The organism is Pantoea sp. App145 (genome assembly GCF_047947045.1).
GTDB lineage: Bacteria > Pseudomonadota > Gammaproteobacteria > Enterobacterales > Enterobacteriaceae > Pantoea.
This window is the reverse complement of record NZ_CP133290.1, coordinates 1,335,965-1,359,371: the sequence shown is the minus strand read 5'-3', so window position 1 is coordinate 1,359,371 and position 23,407 is coordinate 1,335,965. Positions and strand designations below refer to the sequence as shown.

Below are 23,407 nucleotides of genomic sequence, written 5' to 3'. Positions count from 1 at the left end.
ACGTTAAATTGAAGAATCCTGAAGATTATCAATATGACTGAATCTTTTGCGCAACTCTTTGAAGAGTCCCTGAAAGAAATCGAAACCCGTCCGGGTTCCATCGTTCGTGGCGTCGTTGTTTCTATCGACAAAGACGTAGTCCTGGTTGATGCGGGTCTGAAATCTGAATCTGCAATCCCTGCAGAGCAGTTCAAGAACGCAGCTGGCGAACTGGAAATCCAGGTGGGCGACGAAGTTGACGTTGCTCTGGACGCAGTAGAAGACGGCTTCGGTGAAACCCTGCTGTCCCGTGAAAAAGCTAAACGTCACGAAGCTTGGATCACGCTGGAAAAAGCTTACGAAGACGCTGAAACTGTTACCGGTGTTATCAACGGCAAAGTTAAAGGTGGCTTCACTGTTGAGCTGAATGGTATTCGTGCGTTCCTGCCGGGCTCACTGGTAGACGTACGTCCGGTTCGCGACACTCTGCACCTGGAAGGCAAAGAGCTTGAATTCAAAGTAATCAAGCTTGATCAGAAACGTAACAACGTGGTGGTTTCTCGCCGCGCAGTTATCGAATCTGAAAACAGCGCTGAACGTGATCAGCTGCTGGAAAACCTGCAGGAAGGCATGGAAGTCAAAGGTATCGTTAAGAACCTCACTGACTACGGCGCATTCGTGGACCTGGGCGGCGTTGACGGCCTGCTGCACATCACTGACATGGCCTGGAAACGCGTTAAGCATCCGAGCGAAATCGTCAATGTGGGCGACGAAATCACTGTTAAAGTGCTGAAGTTCGACCGCGAACGTACCCGTGTATCTCTGGGCCTGAAACAGCTGGGCGAAGATCCGTGGGTAGCTATCGCTAAGCGCTATCCGGAAGGCACCAAGCTGACCGGTCGTGTAACCAACCTGACTGATTACGGCTGCTTCGTAGAAATCGAAGAAGGCGTTGAAGGTCTGGTACACGTTTCTGAAATGGACTGGACCAACAAAAACATCCACCCGTCTAAAGTTGTTAACGTGGGCGACGTGGTTGAAGTTATGGTTCTGGACATCGACGAAGAGCGTCGTCGTATCTCCCTGGGTCTGAAGCAGTGCAAATCTAACCCATGGCAGCAGTTCGCTGAGACCCACAACAAGGGTGACCGCGTTGAAGGTAAAATCAAGTCAATCACTGACTTCGGTATCTTCATCGGCCTGGACGGCGGCATCGACGGTCTGGTTCACCTGTCTGACATCTCCTGGAACGCGACTGGCGAAGAAGCCGTTCGTGAGTACAAAAAAGGCGACGAAATCGCTGCCGTTGTACTGCAGGTTGATGCAGAGCGTGAGCGCATCTCTCTGGGCGTGAAACAGTTGGCTGAAGATCCGTTCAACAACTACATCACCCTGAACAAGAAAGGCGCTATCGTGACTGGTAAAGTCACTGCAGTTGACGCGAAAGGTGCTACAGTAGAATTAGCTGATGGCGTAGAAGGTTACCTGCGCGCTTCTGAAGCTTCACTGGACCGTATCGAAGACGCAACTCTGGTTCTGAGTGTTGGTGACGACGTTGAAGCTAAATTCACCGGCGTTGACCGTAAGAACCGCGTTGTAAGTCTGTCTGTCCGTGCGAAAGACCAGGCTGATGAGAAAGAAGCTATCAACACTGTTAACACCAAACAGGAAGAAGGCAACTTCTCTAACGCTATGGCTGAAGCGTTCAAAGCGGCTAAAGGCGAGTAATCGACCCGAGGCACCGGGTGGCGTAAGCTACCCGGTTTCGGTAAAAGCTGTCATACCTTTCCAAACAGGGATTAACCGGAGGTTACATGACCAAGTCAGAACTGATTGAAAGACTTGCTGGCCAGCATACTCATATTCCGGCGAAAGTCGTTGAGGATGCGGTCAAAGAGATGCTCGAGCATATGGCCACAACGTTGGCACAGGGCGAGCGCATTGAAATCCGGGGATTCGGCAGCTTTTCTTTGCACTACCGCGCACCGCGCACCGGACGTAACCCGAAAACGGGTGACAAAGTTGATCTGGAAGGTAAATACGTTCCCCACTTCAAGCCGGGCAAAGAATTGCGTGACCGTGCGAACATTTACGGCTAAGCCGTTACCGAACATTGAAAACGACACCTTCTGGTGTCGTTTTTTTTTGCCTGAATAGCTCCGGCGAGCGCGCTTCAGAAAAGATGTCATACCGCTGCAAACTCGACGATTTCCCGGAAGCTGACGCAGAAAACACCCATTCACTTCAATAGAAAAACCGCCAGTTCTGGCACACTGTTTTCTCCTTTCACGGAGAAGAAAGATGCCGACCACATGGATTGTGCTGGCAGGGTTAATGATCCCTGCTGCGTTGCCTTTAGGTTTTCTGCCACAACTGCCAGGTGATGGCATCCTGTTGGTGATAGCCATGGCTGCTTTGCTGCTAAGGTTGCAGCCGCTCCCTTCATTGCGCATTGCTGCACCCGTTTTGCTACTGATGCTGTGGGCGCTGGCCGAAGCCCGTCAGATGACTGCCAGTATTGACCTTCTGACCAGGGCACCGGTGAATGCTATTGTGCGGGTCACCGATGTGCGTGAAGACAACAAACAGCTGAAGATCCAATTGCTGCAAATTGATGGGCGCTATCAGTTTCCCCCGATATTCGCCACACTTAACGATAATGGCGAGGGAGAGCCGTTCTGTGCAGGACAGCGCTGGCAGATGCAGCTTCGCTTACGCCCTGTTCATGCCCGGCTCAATGAGGGGGAGTTTGATTTACAACGTTTTGCCGTAGCACAACATACGCCGTTGCAGGGAACCATCATCCGGCGTCAGGAAGTCAACAAGGCATGTAGCTGGCGATCACGCCTGATTCAATACCACTTGCCCGCATTCGCGCAGATGAAGTCCCCAGCCATTGTGCAGGCTCTGGCATTTGGTATGCGCGATGCGATGACTGAAGAACAGCGGCGGTTATTGCGCGAGACGGGAACCGCGCACTTGATGGCTATTTCGGGTATGCATATCGCGCTGGCGGCGAGTGTCGGCTGGATACTTGCACGCATGCTGCAGGTTTTTTTCCCCGCCAGACGCATTAACTATATGTTTCCTTTGATAGCGAGTGGGTTAACGGCGGCAATTTACTGCTGGGTATCCGGCAGTCATCCCCCTGCACAACGAGCGATGCTGGCTCTCACACTTTGGATAGTATTACGTATTGCAGGCTGGCAGTTAAATGGCTGGCAGGTATGGACATTATGCGTTGGGCTGCTGCTCTTTGTTGATCCTCTCACCGTCTTATCAGAGAGTTTTTGGCTTTCAGCACTGGCGGTGGCGGTATTGCTTATCTGGTATCACTGGTTCGCATTACCGGTGGGTTTCCGCACCCGGCGTCGCTGGATAGTGTTGCAGCTGCTGCATTTGCAGTTGGGCATAATGTTGCTGATGGCACCACTGCAAATACTTCTGTTTCAGGGCATCAGTATCAGTGCATTGCTGGCAAATCTGCTGGCTGTGCCAGTCATCTCTTTTATCTCTGTGCCGCTGATATTGCTGGCGATGCTGGTACCAGTGGTACCGTTATCCAGTAGTTTGTGGTGGCTGGCTGACCAGTCGGTTCATAAGGTGATGCAGGGGCTGGCGTGGCTTCCTCCGGGCTGGTTGGCCTGGGGAGAGGCATTGCCAGCGATGGGTTTGCTATGGGGCGGGACATTAGCCTGGCGTAGCGGGATCTTTTATCGCGCACCTGTACAGTGTTGCAGCATCGCGGTTGCTCTATTGATCTGGCGTAGCAATACGCCGCGTGAAGAATGGCAAATTGACATGATCGACGTAGGGCATGGGCTGGCGGTGGTTATCACCCAGGGGGATGAAGCGGTGCTGTATGACACCGGACCACGCTGGAACCAGGGCGATGCCGGTAATCGTGTCATACTTCCCTGGCTGCAGCGTAAAAACAAAACGCTCCGTGCAGTGATGCTGAGTCATAAGCATCTGGACCATCGTGGTGGTCTGGACTCGATTGTTGCCGCTATGCCAGAGACACCGGTGCGCAGCGCTCTGCCCGAGACTCACCATCTCCCCTGTTTTCAGGGGGAAACGTGGCTTTGGGGTAAGTTACGTTTTAACGTGTTATGGCCACCCCGGGGAGCCACCCGGGGGGAAAATAATGATTCCTGTGTGGTGCGCGTTGATGATGGCAAAGTCAGCCTGTTGTTAACCGGGGATATTGAGCTGGAAGCGGAAAGACAATTGGTGACGCAGCAAAAGCAGGCGCTGGCCTCGACCATCCTGCAAGTGCCGCATCATGGCAGCCGCACATCCTCCAGTGCGTTGCTGTTACGCAATGTCGCAGGCAGGGTAGCGATTGCCTCGGTGGCGCGCTACAACGCCTGGCGAATGCCAGCCAAAACGGTAGTCGATGCTTACCGCCAGAATGGATATCTTTGGTATGACACTGCGCAATCAGGACAGATTCACATCGCGATTAATGCAGGTGATTGGCAGATTAAGGGTTTAAGAGAGCAAATAATGCCCCGCTGGTATCATCAGTGGTTTGGCGTCAAACGTGAATCCAGGTAGAATGAGCGGCTATTTCAAACAGCGTGAATAAATGATGCATCAAGACAAAGATCTCTCAACGTGGCAGACATTTCGCCGACTCTGGCCGATGATTGCGCCCCACAAAGCTGGCTTATTCGTGTCTGCTGTGGCGCTGATACTCAATGCGGCAGGCGATACTTTAATGCTCTCCCTGTTGAAACCTTTACTGGATGATGGCTTCGGTAAAGCTGATAAATCCGTACTGCTGTGGATGCCGCTGGCGGTAATTGGCTTAATGCTTATCCGCGGCGTCACCAGCTATATTTCAAGCTACTGTATTTCATGGGTTTCAGGCAATGTGGTGATGAATATGCGCCGTCGCCTGTTTAGCCATATGATGGGGATGCCGGTTGCCTTCTTCGACCAGCAATCTACCGGTACGCTGTTGTCCCGTATTACCTATGATTCTGAGCAGGTCGCTTCATCATCATCCAGTGCGCTGGTCACGGTGGTGCGTGAAGGGGCGTCAATCATTGGCCTGTTCATTATGATGTTCTACTACAGCTGGCAGCTGTCTTTGATCCTCATCCTGCTGGCGCCGATTGTGTCATTCGCGATTCGTAACGTCTCAAAACGCTTCCGTAATATCAGCAAAACCATGCAGAACACCATGGGGCAGGTGACGACCAGCGCAGAACAGATGCTCAAAGGGCACAAAGAAGTGCTGATTTTCGGTGGTCAGGAAGTGGAGTCAGAGCGTTTCGGCCGTGTCAGCAATAAGATGCGTCAGCAGGGCATGAAACTGGTATCCGCTTCATCTATTTCTGATCCGGTTATTCAGCTGATTGCTTCTCTGGCTCTGGCATTCGTGCTGTATGCCGCCAGCTTCCCAAGCGTTATGGCGACGTTAACCGCCGGTACCATCACCGTGGTGTTCTCCTCGATGATCGCGCTGATGCGTCCGCTGAAATCACTGACTAACGTCAATGCGCAGTTCCAGCGTGGTATGGCAGCCTGCCAGACATTATTCAGCATTCTCGATAGCGAGCAGGAATGTGATAACGGCAAGCGCGAACTGGGTCGTGCTAAAGGTGATGTCGAGTTCCGCAACGTGACCTTTACTTATCCAGGTCGTGATATTCCGGCGTTACGCGATATCAATCTGTCGCTGCCTGCGGGCAAAACGGTGGCGCTGGTTGGCCGCTCTGGGTCTGGTAAATCCACCATGGCAAGCCTGTTGACCCGTTTTTACGATATTCAGCAAGGTGAAATCCTGCTGGATGGTCACGATTTGCGGGAGTACACCCTGAGTTCATTACGTAATCAGGTGGCGCTGGTGTCGCAAAATGTCCATCTGTTCAATGACACCATTGCTAACAACATTGCTTATGCGCGCAATGAACAATACAGCCGTGAAGAGATTGAGCGTGCGGCGACGATGGCCCATGCCATGGATTTCATTAAGAAAATGGATAACGGTCTCGATACAGTTATCGGTGAAAATGGGGTACTGCTTTCCGGTGGTCAGCGTCAGCGTATCGCCATTGCCCGTGCTTTGCTGCGTGATTGTCCGATCCTGATCCTCGATGAGGCCACCTCGGCACTGGATACCGAGTCCGAACGCGCGATTCAATCGGCACTGGACGAGTTGCAGAAAAACCGCACTTCACTGGTGATTGCCCACCGCCTTTCTACCATCGAAAAAGCCGATGAAATTGTGGTGGTTGAAGATGGCCGTATCGTTGAGCGTGGTACGCACGAGGTGCTGCTGGCGCAGAAAGGTGCTTATGCCCAACTTCACAAGCTCCAGTTTGGCCAATGATTGAACGCATCTGGAGTGGGCGATCGCCATTATGGCTGCTGTTATGGCCGTTCAGTCTGTTGTATGGGGCCATCAGCTGGCTGATTCGCCTCAGTTTCCAGCGCGGCTGGCGTAAAAGCTGGCGCGCGCCCTGTCCGGTGATTGTGGTTGGCAACCTGACGGCAGGAGGCAACGGCAAAACACCGGTGGTTATCTGGCTGGTGCAGGCATTGCAACAACGTGGCCTGCGTCCGGGTGTGGTCTCCCGTGGTTACGGTGGTAAAGCAGAAAGCTATCCATTGCTGGTCAGCGCAGAAACGCCCACCGGGCAGGCGGGTGATGAGCCGGTTTTGATTGCGCAACGCACCCAGGTACCGGTGGCGGTAGCCCCGCAGCGGCGTGCTGCCGTTGAAGCGTTACTGGCCCAGCAATCGCTGGATGTGATCATCACCGATGATGGTTTGCAGCACTACGCCTTGCAGCGCGATCGTGAGGTGGTGGTGGTCGATGGCGTGCGCCGCTTTGGTAATGGCTGGTGGTTACCGGCCGGGCCGATGCGGGAGCGCGCTTCGCGTCTTGAGCAGGTTGATGCGGTTATCGTCAATGGTGGAGAAGCCACAGGGCGGGAAATTGCCATGACGCTGCAACCCGGCCTGGCCATTAATCTGGTCACGGGACAAAGCGCCACGCTAGACCAGTTACCTCCGGTGGTGGCGATGGCCGGTATCGGACATCCGCCGCGTTTCTTCACTACCCTGAAACAACAGGGGCTACAGCCGATTGCCGAAGTGGCCTTTGCCGATCATCATGCCTATAACCAGGCGGAACTGAACAGTTTGATCCAGAAAGGGCAATGTCTGTTGATGACGGAGAAAGATGCCGTTAAGTGCCGGACTTTTGCCGGTGAAAACTGGTGGTATTTACCCGTTGATGCCCATCTGTCCGGTGCGGCGCTGCCTGCGCTGCTGGATGACATTACGCAACTTTGTCTCACAGCGCGCCATTCACAGCCGCGCTAGTTTCTGGAGGGAAACTGAGTTATGACCCACGCGGATTCCCTTTCTTTAGCCACTGCCCGTCACCTCCATCTTGCCGCCCAGGGCCTGCTAAGACCGCCGAAACGCCGGGCGCGTTTTGCCGATATTCACGCCACCATTCGGCAGATGTCGCTGCTGCAAATCGATACCATCAATGTCGTGGCGCGCAGCCCGTATCTGGTGTTGTTTAGTCGGCTGGGCAATTACCCGATTAACTGGCTGGAAGAGACGCTGGCTGCGGGGGCGCTATTTGAATACTGGGCGCATGAAGCCTGTTTTATTCCCCGTGAAGATTATCCGTTATTGCGCCATCGCATGCTTGATCCTTCACGTCTGGGCTGGAAATACAATGCGCAGTGGGTAGCGGATCATCAGCAGGAAATTGCGGACTTGCTAGAGCATATCAATGCCAACGGGCCCGTACGCGCCGCCGATTTTGTGGCGGATAAGCAGAGTAAACCGGGCTGGTGGGCGTGGAAACCGCATAAACGCCATCTGGAAAATTTGTTCAGCGCCGGTGAACTGATGGTGGTGGAACGGCGTAATTTTCAGCGGGTGTATGACCTGCACCAGCGCGTGATGCCGGACTGGGATGATGGACAGCATGCATTGCGTGAAGATGATGCCGTGGTAAGTATGCTGAACCACAGCGCGCGCAGCCTGGGGATTTTCCGTCCCGCGTGGCTGGCAGATTATTACCGTCTGAAACGCGTAGCGCTACAACCCTGGCTGGCGGGGGCTGAGGCTCGAGGCGATATCGTGCCAGTGCAGGTTGAGCAACTGGGTGACATGTGGTTGCATCGCGATCTCTTGCCACAACTGGAGAAACCGCAGCCTGCGACCCATACCGCGCTGTTGTCACCCTTTGATCCGGTGGTATGGGATCGCCGTCGGGCGCTGGAACTGTTCAATTTTGACTACCGTATCGAATGCTATACCCCGGCAGAAAAGCGTAAATACGGTTATTTCGTGTTGCCTGTTTTGCATCGCGGCAGCCTGAAAGGGCGGCTGGATGCAAAAATGGACCGCCAGGCGCAGCAACTGGTCATCCGATCATTTTGGCTGGAAGAGGGTGTGCGTGTGACGGCTGGCTTTATCAGCGATGTAAAGCGCGCCATCTCGCGGTTTGCGCACTGGCAGGGTGCCAGTGAAGTGGTGATCGAGCAGGCTCCGGCAGCGTTACGCGCCGCCTGGTCAGATCGCTGGATATTAACCGAGTAGTGGATTGCGGCACGTTGCCTGGCGCTGCGCTATGGTATGCTAACCGCCTGACGCATCGATCCACTGGAGGAGATTATGGATCACCGTTTACTTGAGATTGTGGCTTGCCCGGTTTGCAATGGAAAACTGTACTACAACAAAGAGCAGCAGGAGTTGATCTGCAAACCTGATGGGCTGGCTTTCCCGGTGCGGGATGGCATTCCGGTATTACTGGAAACCGAAGCACGCACCTTGTCTGTTGAAGAGATTCATCCATGAGTTTCGTCGCCATTATTCCGGCGCGTTATGCTTCAACGCGTCTGCCAGGTAAACCTCTGGTGGATATTCTCGGTAAACCGATGGTGGTGCATGTGATGGAGCGTGCCCGCGAATCCGGTGCGGATCGTGTCATTGTTGCCACCGACCATCCGGACGTGGCAGCCGCTGTCGAAGCCGCTGGTGGTGAGGTCTGCATGACCAGCCCTGACCATCATTCCGGTACCGAGCGTCTGGCGGAAGTGATTGAAAAATATCAGTTCCCGGATGACACCATTATCGTCAATGTCCAGGGCGATGAGCCGATGATCCCACCTGCCATTGTGCGTCAGGTTGCGGCAAATCTCGCTCAGGCTGAAGCGGGGATGGCGACCCTGGCAGTGCCGATTCACGATGCAGAAGAAGCCTTCAATCCCAACGCGGTAAAAGTGGTGACCGATGCGCGGGGTTATGCGCTTTATTTCTCACGCGCCACCATTCCCTGGGATCGTGAACGTTACGCGAAATCGCGTGAACAGGCTGGCGATACGCTGCTGCGTCATATTGGCATCTATGCTTATCGTGCAGGCTTTATACGTCGCTACATTGCCTGGGCACCTTGCCCGCTTGAGCAGATTGAGCTGCTCGAGCAGCTGCGCGTGTTGTGGTACGGCGAAAAAATCCACGTTGCGGTGGCGGAAACCGTGCCGAGCGTGGGTGTTGATACCCCGGAAGACCTGCAACGCGTTCGCGTAGCGATGCAGGGGTAATCCCGCAGAGGCCAGCTTGTTACGAGCTGGCTCTGCTGTTCTTTGATCTGGCGCATCACTCTGCGCTGCAGTGACCTCCAGGATAATCAAGTCACTTTGACTGGGGAGGATGACGCATGGAACAGCTCCGTTCAGAACTCGCGCTGGTGCTTGGAGAGAGCGTCGGCCGTCTCGAAACCATTAGTGAACAATCACAATCGCGGCTTTACGCCCTGTACGATGCCGCCGATAAACCGATGCCGGTGGTGGCGAAGTATTTCCGTCATCAGGGGCGCGCCGCGCTGGAAGCCAAAAAGCTGGCGATGCTGGGCCGTGATGGTTTGATTGCCGTTCCTGCGGTGTTTGGCTTGGTGCTGAGTCAGCAAAAGCCGGTGCATGAAATGTTACTGATGTCCCGCCTCAATGGTGTTTCTGCTGAAGCGCCATCGCGCACCGCCGCACGCTGGGAGCAGTTGTGTGAACAGGTGATTGAGGGCTTGCTGGCCTGGCATCGTATTGATAGCCACGGCCTGGTGGGTAATATCGACAGCATTCAGGAAAACAGCTGGCCCGCCTGGTATCAGCAGCGGGTTGAAGTGCTGTGGTCAACCCTGGGGTATCTGTCACCCCCGTCTTTTACTCTCGACGATCGGCAAATTCTGTTCCGCAGTCGTCAGCAGTTGCCCCGCCTGCTGGAAGGATTTGACGATCCCTGTGTGCTGATTCATGGCAACCTGCGCCTCGCGAGCATTATGAAGGATGTGCATAGCGATCAACTGGTGGCGATGACCCAGCCCGGCAATGTGCTGTGGGCGCCACGTGAGTTTGAGTTGATGCGGCTGGGGGATAACGGTGCTGAGGCGTCACTGCTGCAACACTATTTGCAGCGCGCGCCAGTGGCGGAAGGTTTCCTCTGGCGGCGCTGGCTGTATCAATTATGGGACTGCATCGAAACGCTGGTAAATACCGGGCAATTTGATCGCCCGCGTTTCGATCGTGCACGGGAACAGCTACTCCCCTGGCTGGGGTGAGGTCATATCATCTCCGTGGACTGCCTGCCACGCCTGTCCCAGCGTTTCATAAATCGCCCGTTCACTATGGCTCAGCCATAAGGGAGAGGGGATGGCTCGCTCCCACCAATTTAGTGGTGAGGTGATAGCCAGCTGATTAGCCGGTGCTGCCAGGGGATTTAGCCCGGCGGCCTGGAAGAAATGCATGGCGCGCGGCAGATGATTCGCTGAGGTGACCAGCAGGAACGGATGCTGTCCCACGGCGATTTTTACCGCCTGTGCTTCCTCTCGGGTGTCTTTGGGTTGATCCAGCACCATAATGGCATCAGCCGGAACGCCGAGACTCTCCGCCACCTGCGCCGCGACGCGGGCGTTACTCATCGGGTTATCTCCTGCTGCCGCGCCGGTAAAGATCATCTTCGCCTGCGGATAACGTCGCCACTGGCGTACTCCTTCGGCCACGCGAGGCAGACTATTCCCAATCAGGTTCGAACTGGGTGCCCATGCAGGATTAAAGGTGTATCCACCGCCCAACACCACGATATAATCGACGCGTTCACTGCGGTTCCAGGTCGGATACTGGTTTTCCAGCGGCAGCAACAGGCGATCGGCCACCGGTTGCAGGCTGAATAACAGCAGCAGAAGCCAGCTGATTGATATCAGTATTTTGCCGCTTTTCTGCCAGCGGCTGAACCAGAGCAATAAAAGTCCGGCTGCCATGAATGACAGCAGCAGCGGCAAGGGCAGTAACATCCCACCGATCACTTTTTTTAACGTGAAAAACATCGAAAATTGCTCCTTTTGGCCGAAAAAACAGCAGCCAGACACTAACCACGGGATGAAAGGTTCATTCTTGTTGAGCCTGTGACAAAATAGCACAAGTTGAATGCAGCAGAGCGGAGCGACCAGCATGCAGGATCGTAACTTTGACGATCTCGCGGAGAGATTTTCAAAGAACATTTATGGCACCAAAAAAGGCATGGTGCGCCAGGCGATCCTGTGGGATGAGCTGGATGCGCTACTGCCGACGCTGCCCGCCGGGCCGCTGTCGGTGCTGGATGCGGGTGGTGGTGTAGGGCAAATCTCCAGCGGCCTGGCCGCGCGCGGGCATCAGGTGGTCCTGTGCGACCTTTCTGCCGAGATGCTGAAGCTGGCTGAGGCGCACGCACTTGCCGAGGGTGTGAGCCACAACATGCAATTCAAACAAATTAGCGCACAACAGGTCGGCGAACATTTGGATAAGCCAGTTGATCTGGTATTGTTTCACGCTGTGCTGGAATGGGTCGCGCAGCCCGAGGAAGTATTACAGGCGTTATGGCGCACCCTGAAGCCGGGTGGGGTATTGTCGCTGATGTTTTTTAATCGCCATGCCTTAACTCTGCGCCTGCTCACCCTCGGCAATTTTGGCTATCTGCAGGCCAATATGTCCAAACGCAAAAAGCGCACGCTGTCGCCTGATTATCCCCGCGATCCTGAAGAAGTATATCGCTGGCTGACAGACTGCGGCTTTGAGATTGAACAGCGCGCTGGCATTCGCGTCTTTTGTGACTACATGAAAGAGCAGGCCGCCGCCCTGAAAGACGTTGAGTCCATTATTGAGATGGAACGGCGCTACTGTCGCCAGGAGCCCTTTTTGAGTTTAGGGCGCTATATCCACGTGACCGCGCGCAAACCCAGGTAGAAGGACCAACTATGAGCGAATTTTCCCAGACGGTGCCCGAACTGGTGGCATGGGCGCGCAAGAACGATTTTTCGCTTGCGCTGCCGGTAGAACGTCTGGCCTTTTTGCTGGCTATCGCCACCTTAAACGGTGAGCGGATGGATGGCGAAATGAGTGAAGGTGAGTTGATTGACGCATTTCGTCATGTCAGCAAAGCGTTCGAACAAACCCACGAAACCGTACAGGTGCGTGCCAACAACGCCATCAACGATATGGTGCGGCAGCGTCTGCTTAACCGTTTTACCAGCGAACTGACGGAAGGTAATGCTATTTACCGTCTGACGCCACTGGCCATCGGCATCACCGACTATTACATCCGCCAGCGCGAATTTTCGACTCTGCGTCTTTCGATGCAGCTGTCGATTGTGGCGCAGGAGCTGAAACGCGCTGCCGATGCTGCGGAAGAGGATGGTGATGAATTTCACTGGCACCGTAACGTATTTGCGCCACTGAAATATTCGGTGGCGGAAATTTTCGACAGCATCGATATGACGCAGCGCCTGATGGATGAACAGCAGCAGGCGGTGAAAACCGATATCGCCGATCTGCTGAACAAAGACTGGCGTGCGGCGATTTCCAGCTGTGAAATGCTGCTGTCAGAAACCTCCGGCACGCTGCGTGAATTGCAGGATACGCTGGAAGCGGCGGGCGATAAGTTACAGGCCAATCTGCTGCGTATTCAGGACGCCACCCTGAGCAGCCCGGACCTGGGCTTTGTCGATAAGCTGGTATTTGATCTGCAAAGTAAGCTGGACCGCATTATCAGCTGGGGCCAGCAGGCTATTGACCTGTGGATTGGCTATGATCGCCACGTCCATAAATTTATTCGTACCGCCATCGACATGGACAAAAACCGCGTATTTGCGCAGCGTTTGCGTCTGTCGGTGCAAAACTATTTCGACCAACCGTGGGCGCTGACCTACGCCAACGCCGACCGTCTGTTTGATATGCGTGATGAAGAGATGACGCTGCGCAACGACGAGGTGATGGGGGAACTGCCGCCCGAGCTGGAATACGAAGAGTTTAACGAAATTCGTGAGCAACTGGCCGCAATGATTGAAGAAGCCCTGCAGGTGTACCGGCAGGAGCAGCGACCACTCAACCTTGCCACGGTGATGCGCGATTATCTGTCGCAATATCCGCGTGCCCGCCACTTTGATTTGGCGCGCATCGTGATTGATCAGGCGGTTCGCCTCGGCGTGGCCGAAGCCGATTTAGCCGGTCTACCTGCGGAATGGCAGACCATTAATGAATACGGAGCCAAGGTGCAGGCACATGTCATCGACAAATATTGAACAAGTGATGCCAGTCAAACTGGCTCAGGCACTGGCCAATCCCATTTTCCCCGCGCTCGATAGCCAGTTACGCGCGGGACGCCACATTGGCATCGAAGAGCTGGATAATCATGCATTCCTGATGGATTACCAGGAATATCTGGAAGAGTTTTACGCGCGTTATAACGTGGAACTGATTCGTGCGCCGGAAGGATTTTTCTACCTGCGCCCACGTTCGACCACGCTGATCCCGCGTTCGGTGCTGTCCGAGCTGGATATGATGGTGGGGAAAATCCTCTGTTTCCTCTATCTCAGCCCGGAACGTCTGGCGAATGAAGGCATCTTCACCCAGCAGGAATTGTACGACGAACTCCTGTCGCTGGCGGACGAGAGCAAATTGCTCAAGCTGGTTAACCAGCGCTCCACTGGCTCCGACCTTGACCGTGCCAAATTGCAGGAGAAGATGCGCGCATCGCTCAACCGCCTGCGCCGTCTCGGCATGGTGTGGTTTATGGGCAATGACAGCAGCAAATTTCGCATTACTGAATCGGTGTTTCGCTTCGGTGCCGATGTGCGCAGTGGTGATGATGCCCGCGAAGCGCAGCTGCGTCTGATTCGCGATGGCGAAGCCATGACGCTGGAAAACGCCAGCGCCACCCCGGACAGCGATGAAAACGATAACGACGCCGAGAGCGAAGCGAGTGATAACGCGGAGGATGAGCAGGCATGATTGAACGCGGTAAATTTCGTTCGCTAACCCTGATTAACTGGAACGGCTTCTTTGCCCGTACCTTTGATCTTGATGAGCTGGTGACCACCCTGTCGGGCGGTAACGGTGCCGGTAAATCGACCACCATGGCGGCGTTTGTCACGGCGTTGATCCCGGACCTGACGCTGCTGCATTTCCGTAACACCACCGAGGCCGGTGCAACCTCCGGTTCGCGTGATAAAGGTCTGCACGGTAAGTTGCGAGCCGGTGTCTGCTATGCGGTGCTGGATGTGGTCAACTCACGCCATCAGCGCGTGGTAGTTGGGGTGCGTCTGCAACAGGTGGCCGGGCGTGACAAGAAGGTCGATATCAAGCCGTTCAGCATTCATGGCCTACCCACCGATACTCAGCCGACCGATATGCTCACCGAGATCCTCGGCAGCCGTCAGGCGCGTGTCCTGCCGCTGGCGGAAGTGAAAGATCGGGTGGAAGCGCAGGAAGGTGTGCAGTTCCGTCAATACAGCTCGGTAACCGATTACCACGCCACGCTGTTTGAGCTTGGCGTAGTGCCGCGTCGCCTGCGTACTGCTGGCGATCGCAGCAAGTTCTATCGCCTGATTGAAGCCTCTCTGTACGGCGGTATCTCCAGCGCCATTACCCGATCGCTGCGTGATTACCTGCTGCCGGAAAACAGCGGGGTGCGTAAGGCCTTCCAGGATATGGAAGCCGCACTGCGTGAAAACCGCATGACGCTGGAAGCGATTCGCGTCACCCAATCTGACCGCGACCTGTTTAAGCATCTGATCTCGGAAGCCACCAGCTACGTTTCAGCGGACTACATGCGTCACGCCAACGAACGTCGCATCCATCTTGATGGTGCCTTGCAGCTGCGTAACGAGTTATTTACCAGCCGTAACCAGCTGGCTTCGGAACAGTATCGCCACATTGAAATGGCGCGCGAGTTGTCGGAACACACGGGTGCCGAAAGCGATCTGGAAACCGATTATCAGGCTGCCAGCGATCACCTGAATCTGGTACAGACGGCGATGCGTCAGCAGGAAAAGATCGAGCGCTACGATGCCGATCTGGAAGAGCTGACTTACCGCCTCGAAGAACAGAATGAGGTGGTGGCCGAAGCACGTGAGGTGCATGAAGAAAATGAAGCGCGTGCCGAAGCAACGGAAGTGGAAGTCGATGAGCTGAAAAGCCAGCTGGCCGATTTCCAGCAGGCGCTTGATGTGCAGCAAACCCGTGCCATTCAGTATCAGCAGGCCTTGCAGGCGCTGGAAAAAGCGCGTGCGCAATGCCAGCTTGCCGATCTGACCATCGACAATGCCGCTGAATGGCAGGAAACCTTCCAGGCGCGTGAAGAAGAAGCGACGGAACAACTGCTGCGCCTGGAACAGAAGCTGAGCGTTGCCGAAGCGGCGCACAGCCAGTTTGAGCAGGCGCTGACGCTGGTCACCAGCATTGCCGGTGAGGTAAACCGTCAGGATGCCTGGTCGGTTGGCCGTGAATTGCTGCGTGATGCCGCCAACCAGCGCCATCATGCGGAACAACTTTCGTCGCTGCGTTTACGCCTCAATGAACTGGAGCAGCGCCTGCGTGAGCAGAATGAAGCGGAGCGTTTGCTGGCGGAATTCTGTAAGCGTCAGGGGCAGCAATATGATGCCGATGCCCTCGAAGGTTTGCAGCGTGAGCTGGAAGCGCAGATTGAACAGCTGAGTACCAGCGTCGCCGATGCCGGTGAGCGTCGCATGCTGATGCGTCAGGAGCTGGAGCAACTGCGTGAACGCATCACCGCGCTGACCGCTCGTGCGCCGCACTGGCTGGCTGCGCAGGAGATCCTGACCCAGCTCAGCGAACAAACCGGCCAGCAGCTGACCAGCAGCCAGCAAATCACCGAATTTATGCAGCAGCTGCTGGAGCGCGAGCGTGAAACCACCGTCGAACGTGATGAAGTGGCGGCGCGTAAACGTGAAATCGAGAAACAAATCGAACGCTTAAGCCAGCCTGGCGGTGCGGAAGATGCGCGTCTGACCCAGCTGGCCGAGCGGTTTGGCGGCGTGTTGCTGTCGGAAATTTATGATGATGTGACGCTGGATGATGCGCCTTACTTCTCAGCGCTGTATGGTCCTTCACGCCATGCCATCGTGGTACCGGATTTGTCACTGGTACGCGAGTTGCTGAATGGTCTGGAAGATTGCCCGGAAGATCTCTATCTGATCGAAGGGGACCCGCAGTCATTTGATGACAGCGTATTCGGCGTTGATGAGCTGGAAAACGCGGTAGTGGTGAAGGTGGCGGAACGTCAGTGGCGCTACTCTCGCTTCCCGAAAGTGCCGTTATTTGGCCGCGCTGCGCGTGAAAACCAGCTGGAACTGCTGAATAACGAACGCGATCAGCTGGCGGAACGCTACGCCACGCTGTCGTTTGATGTACAGAAAACCCAGCGTCTGCACCAATCCTTCAGCCGCTTTATCGGCAGCCATCTGGCGGTGGCGTTTGATGAAGATCCGGAAGCGCTGATTCGCCAGCTGAATAGCCGTCGTGGTGAACTGGAACGCGCGCTGAGTCAGCATGAAAACGATAACCAGCAGCAACGTATGCAATACGAGCAGGCGCGCGAGGGCGTGGCCCAGCTGAATCGCCTGTTGCCACGCGTTACGCTGTTGCTGGACGATACGCTGGCTGACCGTTGTGAAGAGATCCGTGAGCGCGTTGATGAAGCCCAGGAAGCCGCACGTTTCCTGCATCAGCACGGTAATAAACTGGCGAAGCTGGAACCGCTGGTGGCGGTGTTGCAGAGCGATCCGCAGCAGCACGAACAGCTGGAGCGCGACTATCAGCAGGCGCAGCAGCTGCAGCGCGAAACGCGCCAGCAGGCATTTGCGCTGACCGAAGTGGTGCAGCGTCGTGCTCACTTCAGCTATGTCGATTCAGCGGGCATGCTGACCGGCAACAGCAATCTGAACGAGAAATTGCGTCAGCGCCTTGAGCAGGCGGAAGGCGAGCGCAGCCGCGCCCGTGAACGTCTGCGCGAGCATCAGGCGCAGCTGACGCAGTACTCTCAGGTGCTGGCATCACTGAAAAGCTCTTATGACGCCAAGCGCGACATGCTGAAAGAGTTGCAGCAGGAGATGCAGGACATCGGTGTTCATGCGGATGCCAGCGCGGAAGAACGCGCCCGCGCCCGTCGCGATGAACTGTATACCGCGCTGAGCCATAACCGTGCGCGTCGTAATCAGCTGGAAAAACAGCTGACGTTCTGCGAAGCCGAAATGGACGGGCTGCAGAAGAAACTGCGTAAGCTGGAGCGCGATTATCATCAGATGCGCGAGCAGGTGGTGAGCGCCAAAGCGGGCTGGTGTACCGTATTGCGTCTGGTGAAAGAAAATGGCGTCGAGCGCCGTCTGCATCGTCGTGAACTGGCCTATCTGAGCGGTGATGAGCTGCGTTCCATGTCGGATAAAGCGTTGGGTGCGCTGCGTCTGGCGGTGGCGGATAACGAACATCTGCGCGATGTGTTGCGCATGTCGGAAGACCCCAAACGCCCGGAACGTAAAATTCAGTTCTTTATTGCGGTGTATCAGCATCTGCGCGAGCGTATCCGTCAGGACATCATTCGTACTGATGATCCGGTGGAAGCCATCGAGCAGATGGAGATTGAGCTGAATCGTCTGACGGAAGAACTGATGGCGCGTGAGCAGACGCTGGCGATCAGTTCGCGCAGCGTCGCCAATATCATCCGTAAAACCATTCAGCGTGAACAGAACCGTATTCGTCAGCTTAACCAGGGTCTGCAGGCGGTCAGCTTCGGTCAGGTGCGCAGCGTGCGTCTTAACGTTAACGTGCGCGAAACCCATTCCATGCTGCTGGATACGCTGTCGGAAGAACACGAACAGCATCAGGATCTGTTCAACAGCAATCGCCTGACCTTCTCAGAAGCGCTGGCGAAGCTGTACCAGCGTCTGAATCCGCAGATCGATATGGGCCAGCGTACGCCGCAAACCATCGGTGAAGAGTTGCTCGACTATCGCAACTATCTGGAGATGGAAGTTGAGGTTAACCGTGGCTCCGATGGCTGGTTACGTGCGGAAAGTGGCGCGCTTTCTACCGGTGAAGCCATCGGTACCGGGATGTCGATTCTGGTGATGGTGGTGCAGAGCTGGGAAGAGGAATCACGCCGTCTGCGCGGTAAAGATATCTCGCCGTGCCGTCTGCTGTTCCTTGATGAAGCGGCACGTCTCGATGCACGATCCATCGCCACTCTGTTTGAGCTGTGTGAGCGTCTGGAGATGCAGTTGGTGATCGCTGCGCCGGAAAATATCAGCCCGGAAAAAGGGACTACCTATAAACTGGTGCGTAAGGTGTTCAACAACACCGAGCATGTCCATGTGGTGGGCCTGCGCGGCTTCTCGGCTGATCCGGCACCGGTAAAGCGCGAGAACAGTGATATCGACCTGGAAACAGAAAATTCCTAACGTTGAATCTGGTTAAAATTCATCGCTACGGTTAATGTGTAAACGGCATTTGCAGCCTGATGCAAATGCCGTTTTTATTTGTATACTCAAAAATATGTATAAGGTCGTACACAGCATAAGCGAGTCGGCTGTGACTTAGGCGAGAAGGGGGCAGGGATGTTGCTGAATAATAAAAGCAGATTCAATCGTGCTGCAATAGCACTCAGTTTGTCACTGGTATTGTCGCCACTGGCTACCAGCCACGCGGCGATTATCGCGGCGCTGCCCGGCACAACGCATCGCACCATGACCGTTGCGGCCAGTCAGCATCAGATTCAGCAGGCTTTCAGCCCCAGCGAACAACCGTTCTATCTGCCCGGTCTGGCAGGCATTTATGCGGCGCGTAATATGGCGCCGCTGTGGCAGGACCGGGCCGCCGTGCAGGCGTTCCAGCAGCAACTGGCGGAAGTGGCACTTTCCGGCGTGCAGCCGCAGTTTACCCGCTGGGTGGGACTGTTAACCAACCCGGAAATCAAAGGGATGGCGCGTGATATTGTGTTAAGCGATGCCATGCTGGGCTATCTGCAATTTGTCTCGAATGTCCCCACCCAGGGTGAGACCTGGTTATACAGCAACGTGCCTTACAAAATGGCCATGCCGACGGTGGCGGTAATTAATCAATGGCAGAACGCGGTGAACGGCGGTGGCAGCCGCAGCTTTGTGACGTCGCTGGAGCCGCAGCATCCGCAATACCGGCCGATGCATGCTGCGCTGAAAACCCTGCTGACTGACAATCGCCCGTGGCCGCAGTTGCGCGATAGCGGCACGCTGCGTCCCGGCCAGATCAGCAATGATATCCCCGCGCTGCGCGAGATTTTGCAACGTACCGGTATGCTGACCGGCCATAGCGCGACGCCAACGCCAGCAGACGATGCGGTGCCTACTGCACCAGTGCCGGTGAGCCAGAGCGAGCAGCCGGTCGCTGTCAGCCCTTCGGCTACCAGCGTCAATGATTTGCCCGCCCAGGCACCGCAGCCGTTGGGCAATGTAGCGGCAAACCCAGGGCAGTCCACCAATAATGTCTATGATACGGCGCTGGTAGACGGCGTAAAACGTTTCCAGCACTGGCAGGGACTGGCTGATGATGGGGCGATTGGTCCACGTACCCGTGAATGGCTCAATGTGTCGCCGCAAATGCGCGCTGCGCTGCTGGCGCTGAATATCCAGCGTTTACGCCTGCTGCCGGATGATATGCATAACGGCATCATGGTGAATATCCCCAACTATTCGCTGACCTACTACAACAACGGTGCCACCATCCTGTCATCACGGGTGATTGTCGGCCGTCCCGATCGTAAAACCCCACTGATGCGCAGCGCGCTGAATAACGTGGTACTGAATCCGCCGTGGAATGTGCCAACCTCACTGGTGCGTCAGGACATTGTGCCGAAGGTCAAACAGGATCCGAGCTATCTCTACAAGCATGGCTTTATCTTGCTGTCTGGCTGGAGTGAGGATGCTGAGGTGATCGATCCATCGATGATCGACTGGAGAATGGTATCGGCTGCCAGCTTTCCGTATCGCATACGGCAGTCGCCCGGGGCGATGAATTCGCTGGGTCGCTACAAATTCAATATGCCCAGTTCGGATGCGATTTATCTGCACGATACACCAAACCATAACCTGTTCCAGCGTGATATCCGCGCCCTTAGTTCCGGCTGTGTTCGCGTGAATAAGGCGTCGGAGCTGGCTGATTTGTTGTTGCAGGACGCGGGCTGGAATGACAGTCGCATCTCCGACACCCTGAAGGAGGGCAACACGCGATATGTGCCGATTCGCCACCGGATCCCGGTTAACCTGTATTATCTGACGGCCTGGGTGGCGGATGATGGTCAACCGCAGTATCGTACAGATATTTACAATTATGATAATCCAGCGCGTTCTGGCAGCCAGGTATTGGTGAAAGCCGGGCAGTTGCTGCTCTAGTGATTGATTTATCGATACTCCCCGCTATTTAAAAATTCCAAAACCAGTTCCGAATAAGTGATGTCGGGCTGGTTTTGGCCTTTCTGTTCCCGGCCACGGGTTGACTGAGTTTACTGCTGCGGTTAATGTTCGGCCTTGTGTGCTTTTTACACATTTTTTATCGCTTTAATCTCAGGTAAACCCGCTTAATGGCTAATTTTGATTCTCAGCGTCGTAAATTGCTCCTGATCGGAGGGGCAGCCGCAGGCCTGTCACTGCTGCCTGGCTCAGCACTGGCCTCGCTTTCCACCTCCCGTCCGCGAATTCTGACGCTCAATAACCTTCACACCGGTGAAAGCCTTAAAACAGAGTTTTTTAACGGCAAGAGTTATGACAAGGATGAGTTAGCTCGCTTAAATCACTTTTTCCGTGACTACCGTGCCAATCAGATGAGAAAGATTGACCCGCATCTGTTTGACCAGATTTATCGTCTGCAGGCGCTGCTGGGTACGCGTAAACCGATTCAGCTGGTGTCGGGTTACCGCACCATCGCCACCAACAATATGCTGCGCGAATCCGGTCCGGGGGTGGCGAAACACAGTTATCACACCAAAGGCCAGGCGATGGATTTTCATATCGAAGGCATTGCCTTGAACAATGTTCGCAAAGCGGCGTTATCTCTGCGTGCAGGTGGTGTAGGATATTACCCGCGCAGCAACTTTGTTCACATTGACACTGGTCCTGTAAGGCACTGGTCCTGATACCGGCAGCGCTGCGTGTGTCGGTCATGGAGCGCTATGAACTACCTCATTATTCCGGTCACGGCATTTTCCCAGAACTGTTCAGTTATCTGGGGGAATGATACCCAGCAGGCCGCGCTGGTGGACCCGGGTGGCGATGCCGCCACCATTATCGCGGTGCTGGCAGAGCGTGGCATTACCCCGCAACAGATACTGCTGACACATGGGCATCTCGATCATGTCGGCGCGGCGGCCGAGCTGGCGGCCCATTTTCAGGTGCCGATTATCGGACCACAGTTACGCGATAAATACTGGCTGGATGGATTGCCGGTGCAGAGCCAGATGTTTGGTTTGCCGGAATGTGCACCCCTGACGCCCGATCGCTGGCTGGAAGAGGGGGAAACGGTGCAGGTCGGTGAGGTGACGCTGGAAGTGCTGCATTGCCCTGGTCATACGCCGGGCCATATCGTATTTTTCGATCGCGCCGGTCGTCTGCTGATCTCCGGGGATGTGATCTTTAACGGCGGTGTTGGCCGGACCGATTTCCCCCAGGGAAGCCATAGCGATTTGATCGCGGCGATTAAAACCAAACTGCTGCCGCTGGGCGATGATGTGACCTTCGTTCCGGGGCATGGACCGATTTCCACGCTGGGCCGCGAACGTATCAGTAATCCGTTCCTGCAATAAAATTACCGTAGCGGCGTGATTCATCACGCTATGTTGGTAAAACATGCGCGATAAATCGCGCCGCTACGGGTTAATCTTTACAGCACTGCCACAATCGCTTCGCACAACGCCGACATATTGTCTGGCGTCATCCCGGCGACGTTAACGCGACCGGAATTCACCGCATACACGCCGAACTCTTCACGCAGACGCACCACCTGATCTTTTGTCAGGCCGCTGAACGAGAACATGCCGTTCTGCTTAATGATAAAGCTGAAATCCTGCTGCGCGCCGCTCGCAGCCAGTGTGTTGACGAACAGCTGACGCATGCGCTGAATACGCTGGCGCATATCAGTCAACTCCTGCTGCCAGATGGTACGCAGGGCATCGTTACTGAGGATGGTCGCCACGATGGCTGCACCGTGGGCAGGCGGGTTGGAGTAGTTGGCGCGAATGCTGTATTTCACCTGGCTGAACGCAGTTTTTGCCACATCGCTGTTCGCGGCGACCAGCGTCAGCGCACCAACGCGCTCGTTGTACAGACCAAAGTTTTTCGAGTAAGAGCTGGCAACAATCAGCTCCTGATGCGAAGCAGCAAAAATGCGTAAGCCTTCTGCATCTTCATCCAGACCACGGGCAAAGCCCTGGTAGGCGAAGTCAAACAACGGCAGCCAGCCGTTAGCCTGAGACAACGCAGCCAGTTGCTGCCATTGTTCTGCTGTCGGATCGATACCGGTAGGGTTGTGGCAGCAGCCGTGGAACAGCACCACATCACCCGCTTTGGCTTCATGCAGGGATGCGACCATGCCGTCGAAATCCAGCGTATGGTTGGCCGCATCGTAATACTGATAATCACAGACTTCGAGGCCCGCTGCGTTAAACACATTTTTGTGGTTCGGCCAGCTTGGATTGCTCACCCACACACGCTTCACGCTGGTCTGATTCGCGAGGAAATCTGCCGCTACACGCAACGCACCCGTACCACCCGGTGTTTGAGCCGTACAGGCTCGTCCGTCGGTCACCAGCGTGCTCTCTTTGCCAAACAGCAGTTCCTGGGTACAACGCGCGAAATCAGCCAGGCCATCAATGCTGAGGTAATTTTTGGTGGTTTCGTTTTCCAGCAAATATTGCTCAGCTTTTTTTACACTGGTGAGTACCGGGGTCTTACCGGTTTCATCTTTATACACACCAATGCCAAGGTTGATTTTATTCGGGCGGTCGTCGGCGCGAAACAGGTCGGCCAGACCAAGGATAGGATCGGCGGGTGCGGCAGAGATCGATTCAAACATGAGTGAGGTCCAGTTGCGTGAACTTTAGC

At 55.2% G+C, this 23,407-nt stretch carries 18 protein-coding genes; 16 read left to right on the top strand and 2 right to left on the bottom strand.

Annotated elements, in window-relative coordinates:
- Positions 1-33 precede the first annotated feature (33 nt).
- From rpsA to RCF31_RS06150, 9 genes are all read left to right on the top strand, one after another.
- The gene (gene rpsA, locus RCF31_RS06190; RefSeq protein WP_208714512.1) at positions 34-1,707 is read left to right on the top strand and encodes a 30S ribosomal protein S1; all 1,674 of its coding nucleotides are present in this window, start codon (positions 34-36) and stop codon (positions 1,705-1,707) included.
- Positions 1,708-1,793: 86 nt separating this feature from the next.
- Positions 1,794-2,078, top strand: a complete 285-nt coding sequence (gene ihfB, locus RCF31_RS06185) for an integration host factor subunit beta (protein WP_003849360.1) — start codon at positions 1,794-1,796, stop codon at positions 2,076-2,078.
- Positions 2,079-2,280: 202 nt separating this feature from the next.
- Positions 2,281-4,539, top strand: a complete 2,259-nt coding sequence (locus RCF31_RS06180; protein WP_416412835.1) for a DNA internalization-related competence protein ComEC/Rec2 — start codon at positions 2,281-2,283, stop codon at positions 4,537-4,539.
- Positions 4,540-4,573: 34 nt separating this feature from the next.
- Positions 4,574-6,322, top strand: coding sequence for a lipid A ABC transporter ATP-binding protein/permease MsbA (gene msbA / locus RCF31_RS06175; RefSeq protein WP_299446786.1), 1,749 nt, complete (start codon positions 4,574-4,576; stop codon positions 6,320-6,322).
- Positions 6,319-7,320 carry a tetraacyldisaccharide 4'-kinase gene (gene lpxK, locus RCF31_RS06170; protein ID WP_416412834.1) on the top strand — a complete coding sequence of 334 codons (1,002 nt, stop codon included), beginning with the start codon at positions 6,319-6,321 and terminating at the stop codon, positions 7,318-7,320. Before msbA ends, lpxK begins: the two co-directional genes overlap by 4 nt.
- A gap of 21 nt (positions 7,321-7,341) precedes the next feature.
- Positions 7,342-8,559, top strand: a complete 1,218-nt coding sequence (locus RCF31_RS06165) for a winged helix-turn-helix domain-containing protein (protein ID WP_416412833.1) — start codon at positions 7,342-7,344, stop codon at positions 8,557-8,559.
- A 75-nt stretch (positions 8,560-8,634) separates the two neighbouring features.
- On the top strand, positions 8,635-8,817 hold the full coding sequence (locus tag RCF31_RS06160) for a Trm112 family protein (protein WP_084873707.1): 183 nt from the start codon (positions 8,635-8,637) through the stop codon (positions 8,815-8,817).
- Positions 8,814-9,563 carry a 3-deoxy-manno-octulosonate cytidylyltransferase gene (kdsB, locus tag RCF31_RS06155; RefSeq protein WP_084873708.1) on the top strand — a complete coding sequence of 250 codons (750 nt, stop codon included), beginning with the start codon at positions 8,814-8,816 and terminating at the stop codon, positions 9,561-9,563. The genes RCF31_RS06160 and kdsB overlap by 4 nt, the downstream gene beginning before the upstream one ends.
- A 116-nt stretch (positions 9,564-9,679) precedes the next feature.
- Positions 9,680-10,573: a YcbJ family phosphotransferase gene (locus tag RCF31_RS06150; RefSeq protein ID WP_416412832.1), complete on the top strand. Its 894-nt coding sequence runs from the start codon at positions 9,680-9,682 to the stop codon at positions 10,571-10,573.
- Here RCF31_RS06150 and elyC read toward each other — a convergent pair.
- Positions 10,553-11,338 carry an envelope biogenesis factor ElyC gene (elyC, locus tag RCF31_RS06145; RefSeq protein WP_416412831.1) on the bottom strand — a complete coding sequence of 262 codons (786 nt, stop codon included), beginning with the start codon at positions 11,336-11,338 and terminating at the stop codon, positions 10,553-10,555. The genes RCF31_RS06150 and elyC overlap by 21 nt on opposite strands.
- A gap of 124 nt (positions 11,339-11,462) precedes the next feature.
- On the opposite strand from elyC, the gene cmoM reads away from it, so the two are divergent.
- From cmoM to RCF31_RS06110, 7 genes are all read left to right on the top strand, one after another.
- Entirely contained in the window at positions 11,463-12,233 is a 771-nt protein-coding gene (gene cmoM / locus RCF31_RS06140) for a tRNA uridine 5-oxyacetic acid(34) methyltransferase CmoM (protein WP_084873711.1), read from the top strand.
- A gap of 11 nt (positions 12,234-12,244) precedes the next feature.
- Entirely contained in the window at positions 12,245-13,567 is a 1,323-nt protein-coding gene (gene mukF, locus RCF31_RS06135) for a chromosome partition protein MukF (RefSeq protein ID WP_084873712.1), read from the top strand.
- On the top strand, positions 13,548-14,276 hold the full coding sequence (mukE, locus tag RCF31_RS06130) for a chromosome partition protein MukE (protein ID WP_084873713.1): 729 nt from the start codon (positions 13,548-13,550) through the stop codon (positions 14,274-14,276). Before mukF ends, mukE begins: the two co-directional genes overlap by 20 nt.
- Positions 14,273-18,739 carry a chromosome partition protein MukB gene (gene mukB / locus RCF31_RS06125; protein ID WP_416412830.1) on the top strand — a complete coding sequence of 1,489 codons (4,467 nt, stop codon included), beginning with the start codon at positions 14,273-14,275 and terminating at the stop codon, positions 18,737-18,739. Before mukE ends, mukB begins: the two co-directional genes overlap by 4 nt.
- 156 nt (positions 18,740-18,895) lie before the next feature.
- Entirely contained in the window at positions 18,896-20,704 is a 1,809-nt protein-coding gene (gene ldtD, locus RCF31_RS06120; protein ID WP_299446111.1) for a L,D-transpeptidase, read from the top strand.
- A 188-nt stretch (positions 20,705-20,892) separates the two neighbouring features.
- Positions 20,893-21,444, top strand: a complete 552-nt coding sequence (locus tag RCF31_RS06115; RefSeq protein WP_299446108.1) for a YcbK family protein — start codon at positions 20,893-20,895, stop codon at positions 21,442-21,444.
- Positions 21,445-21,480: 36 nt separating this feature from the next.
- A complete protein-coding gene (locus RCF31_RS06110; RefSeq protein ID WP_416412828.1) occupies positions 21,481-22,110 on the top strand; it encodes an MBL fold metallo-hydrolase in 630 nt (209 codons plus the stop codon).
- A gap of 77 nt (positions 22,111-22,187) precedes the next feature.
- Here RCF31_RS06110 and RCF31_RS06105 read toward each other — a convergent pair whose 3' ends face one another.
- On the bottom strand, positions 22,188-23,378 hold the full coding sequence (locus tag RCF31_RS06105; protein ID WP_416412827.1) for an amino acid aminotransferase: 1,191 nt from the start codon (positions 23,376-23,378) through the stop codon (positions 22,188-22,190).
- Positions 23,379-23,407: the final 29 nt, after the last annotated feature.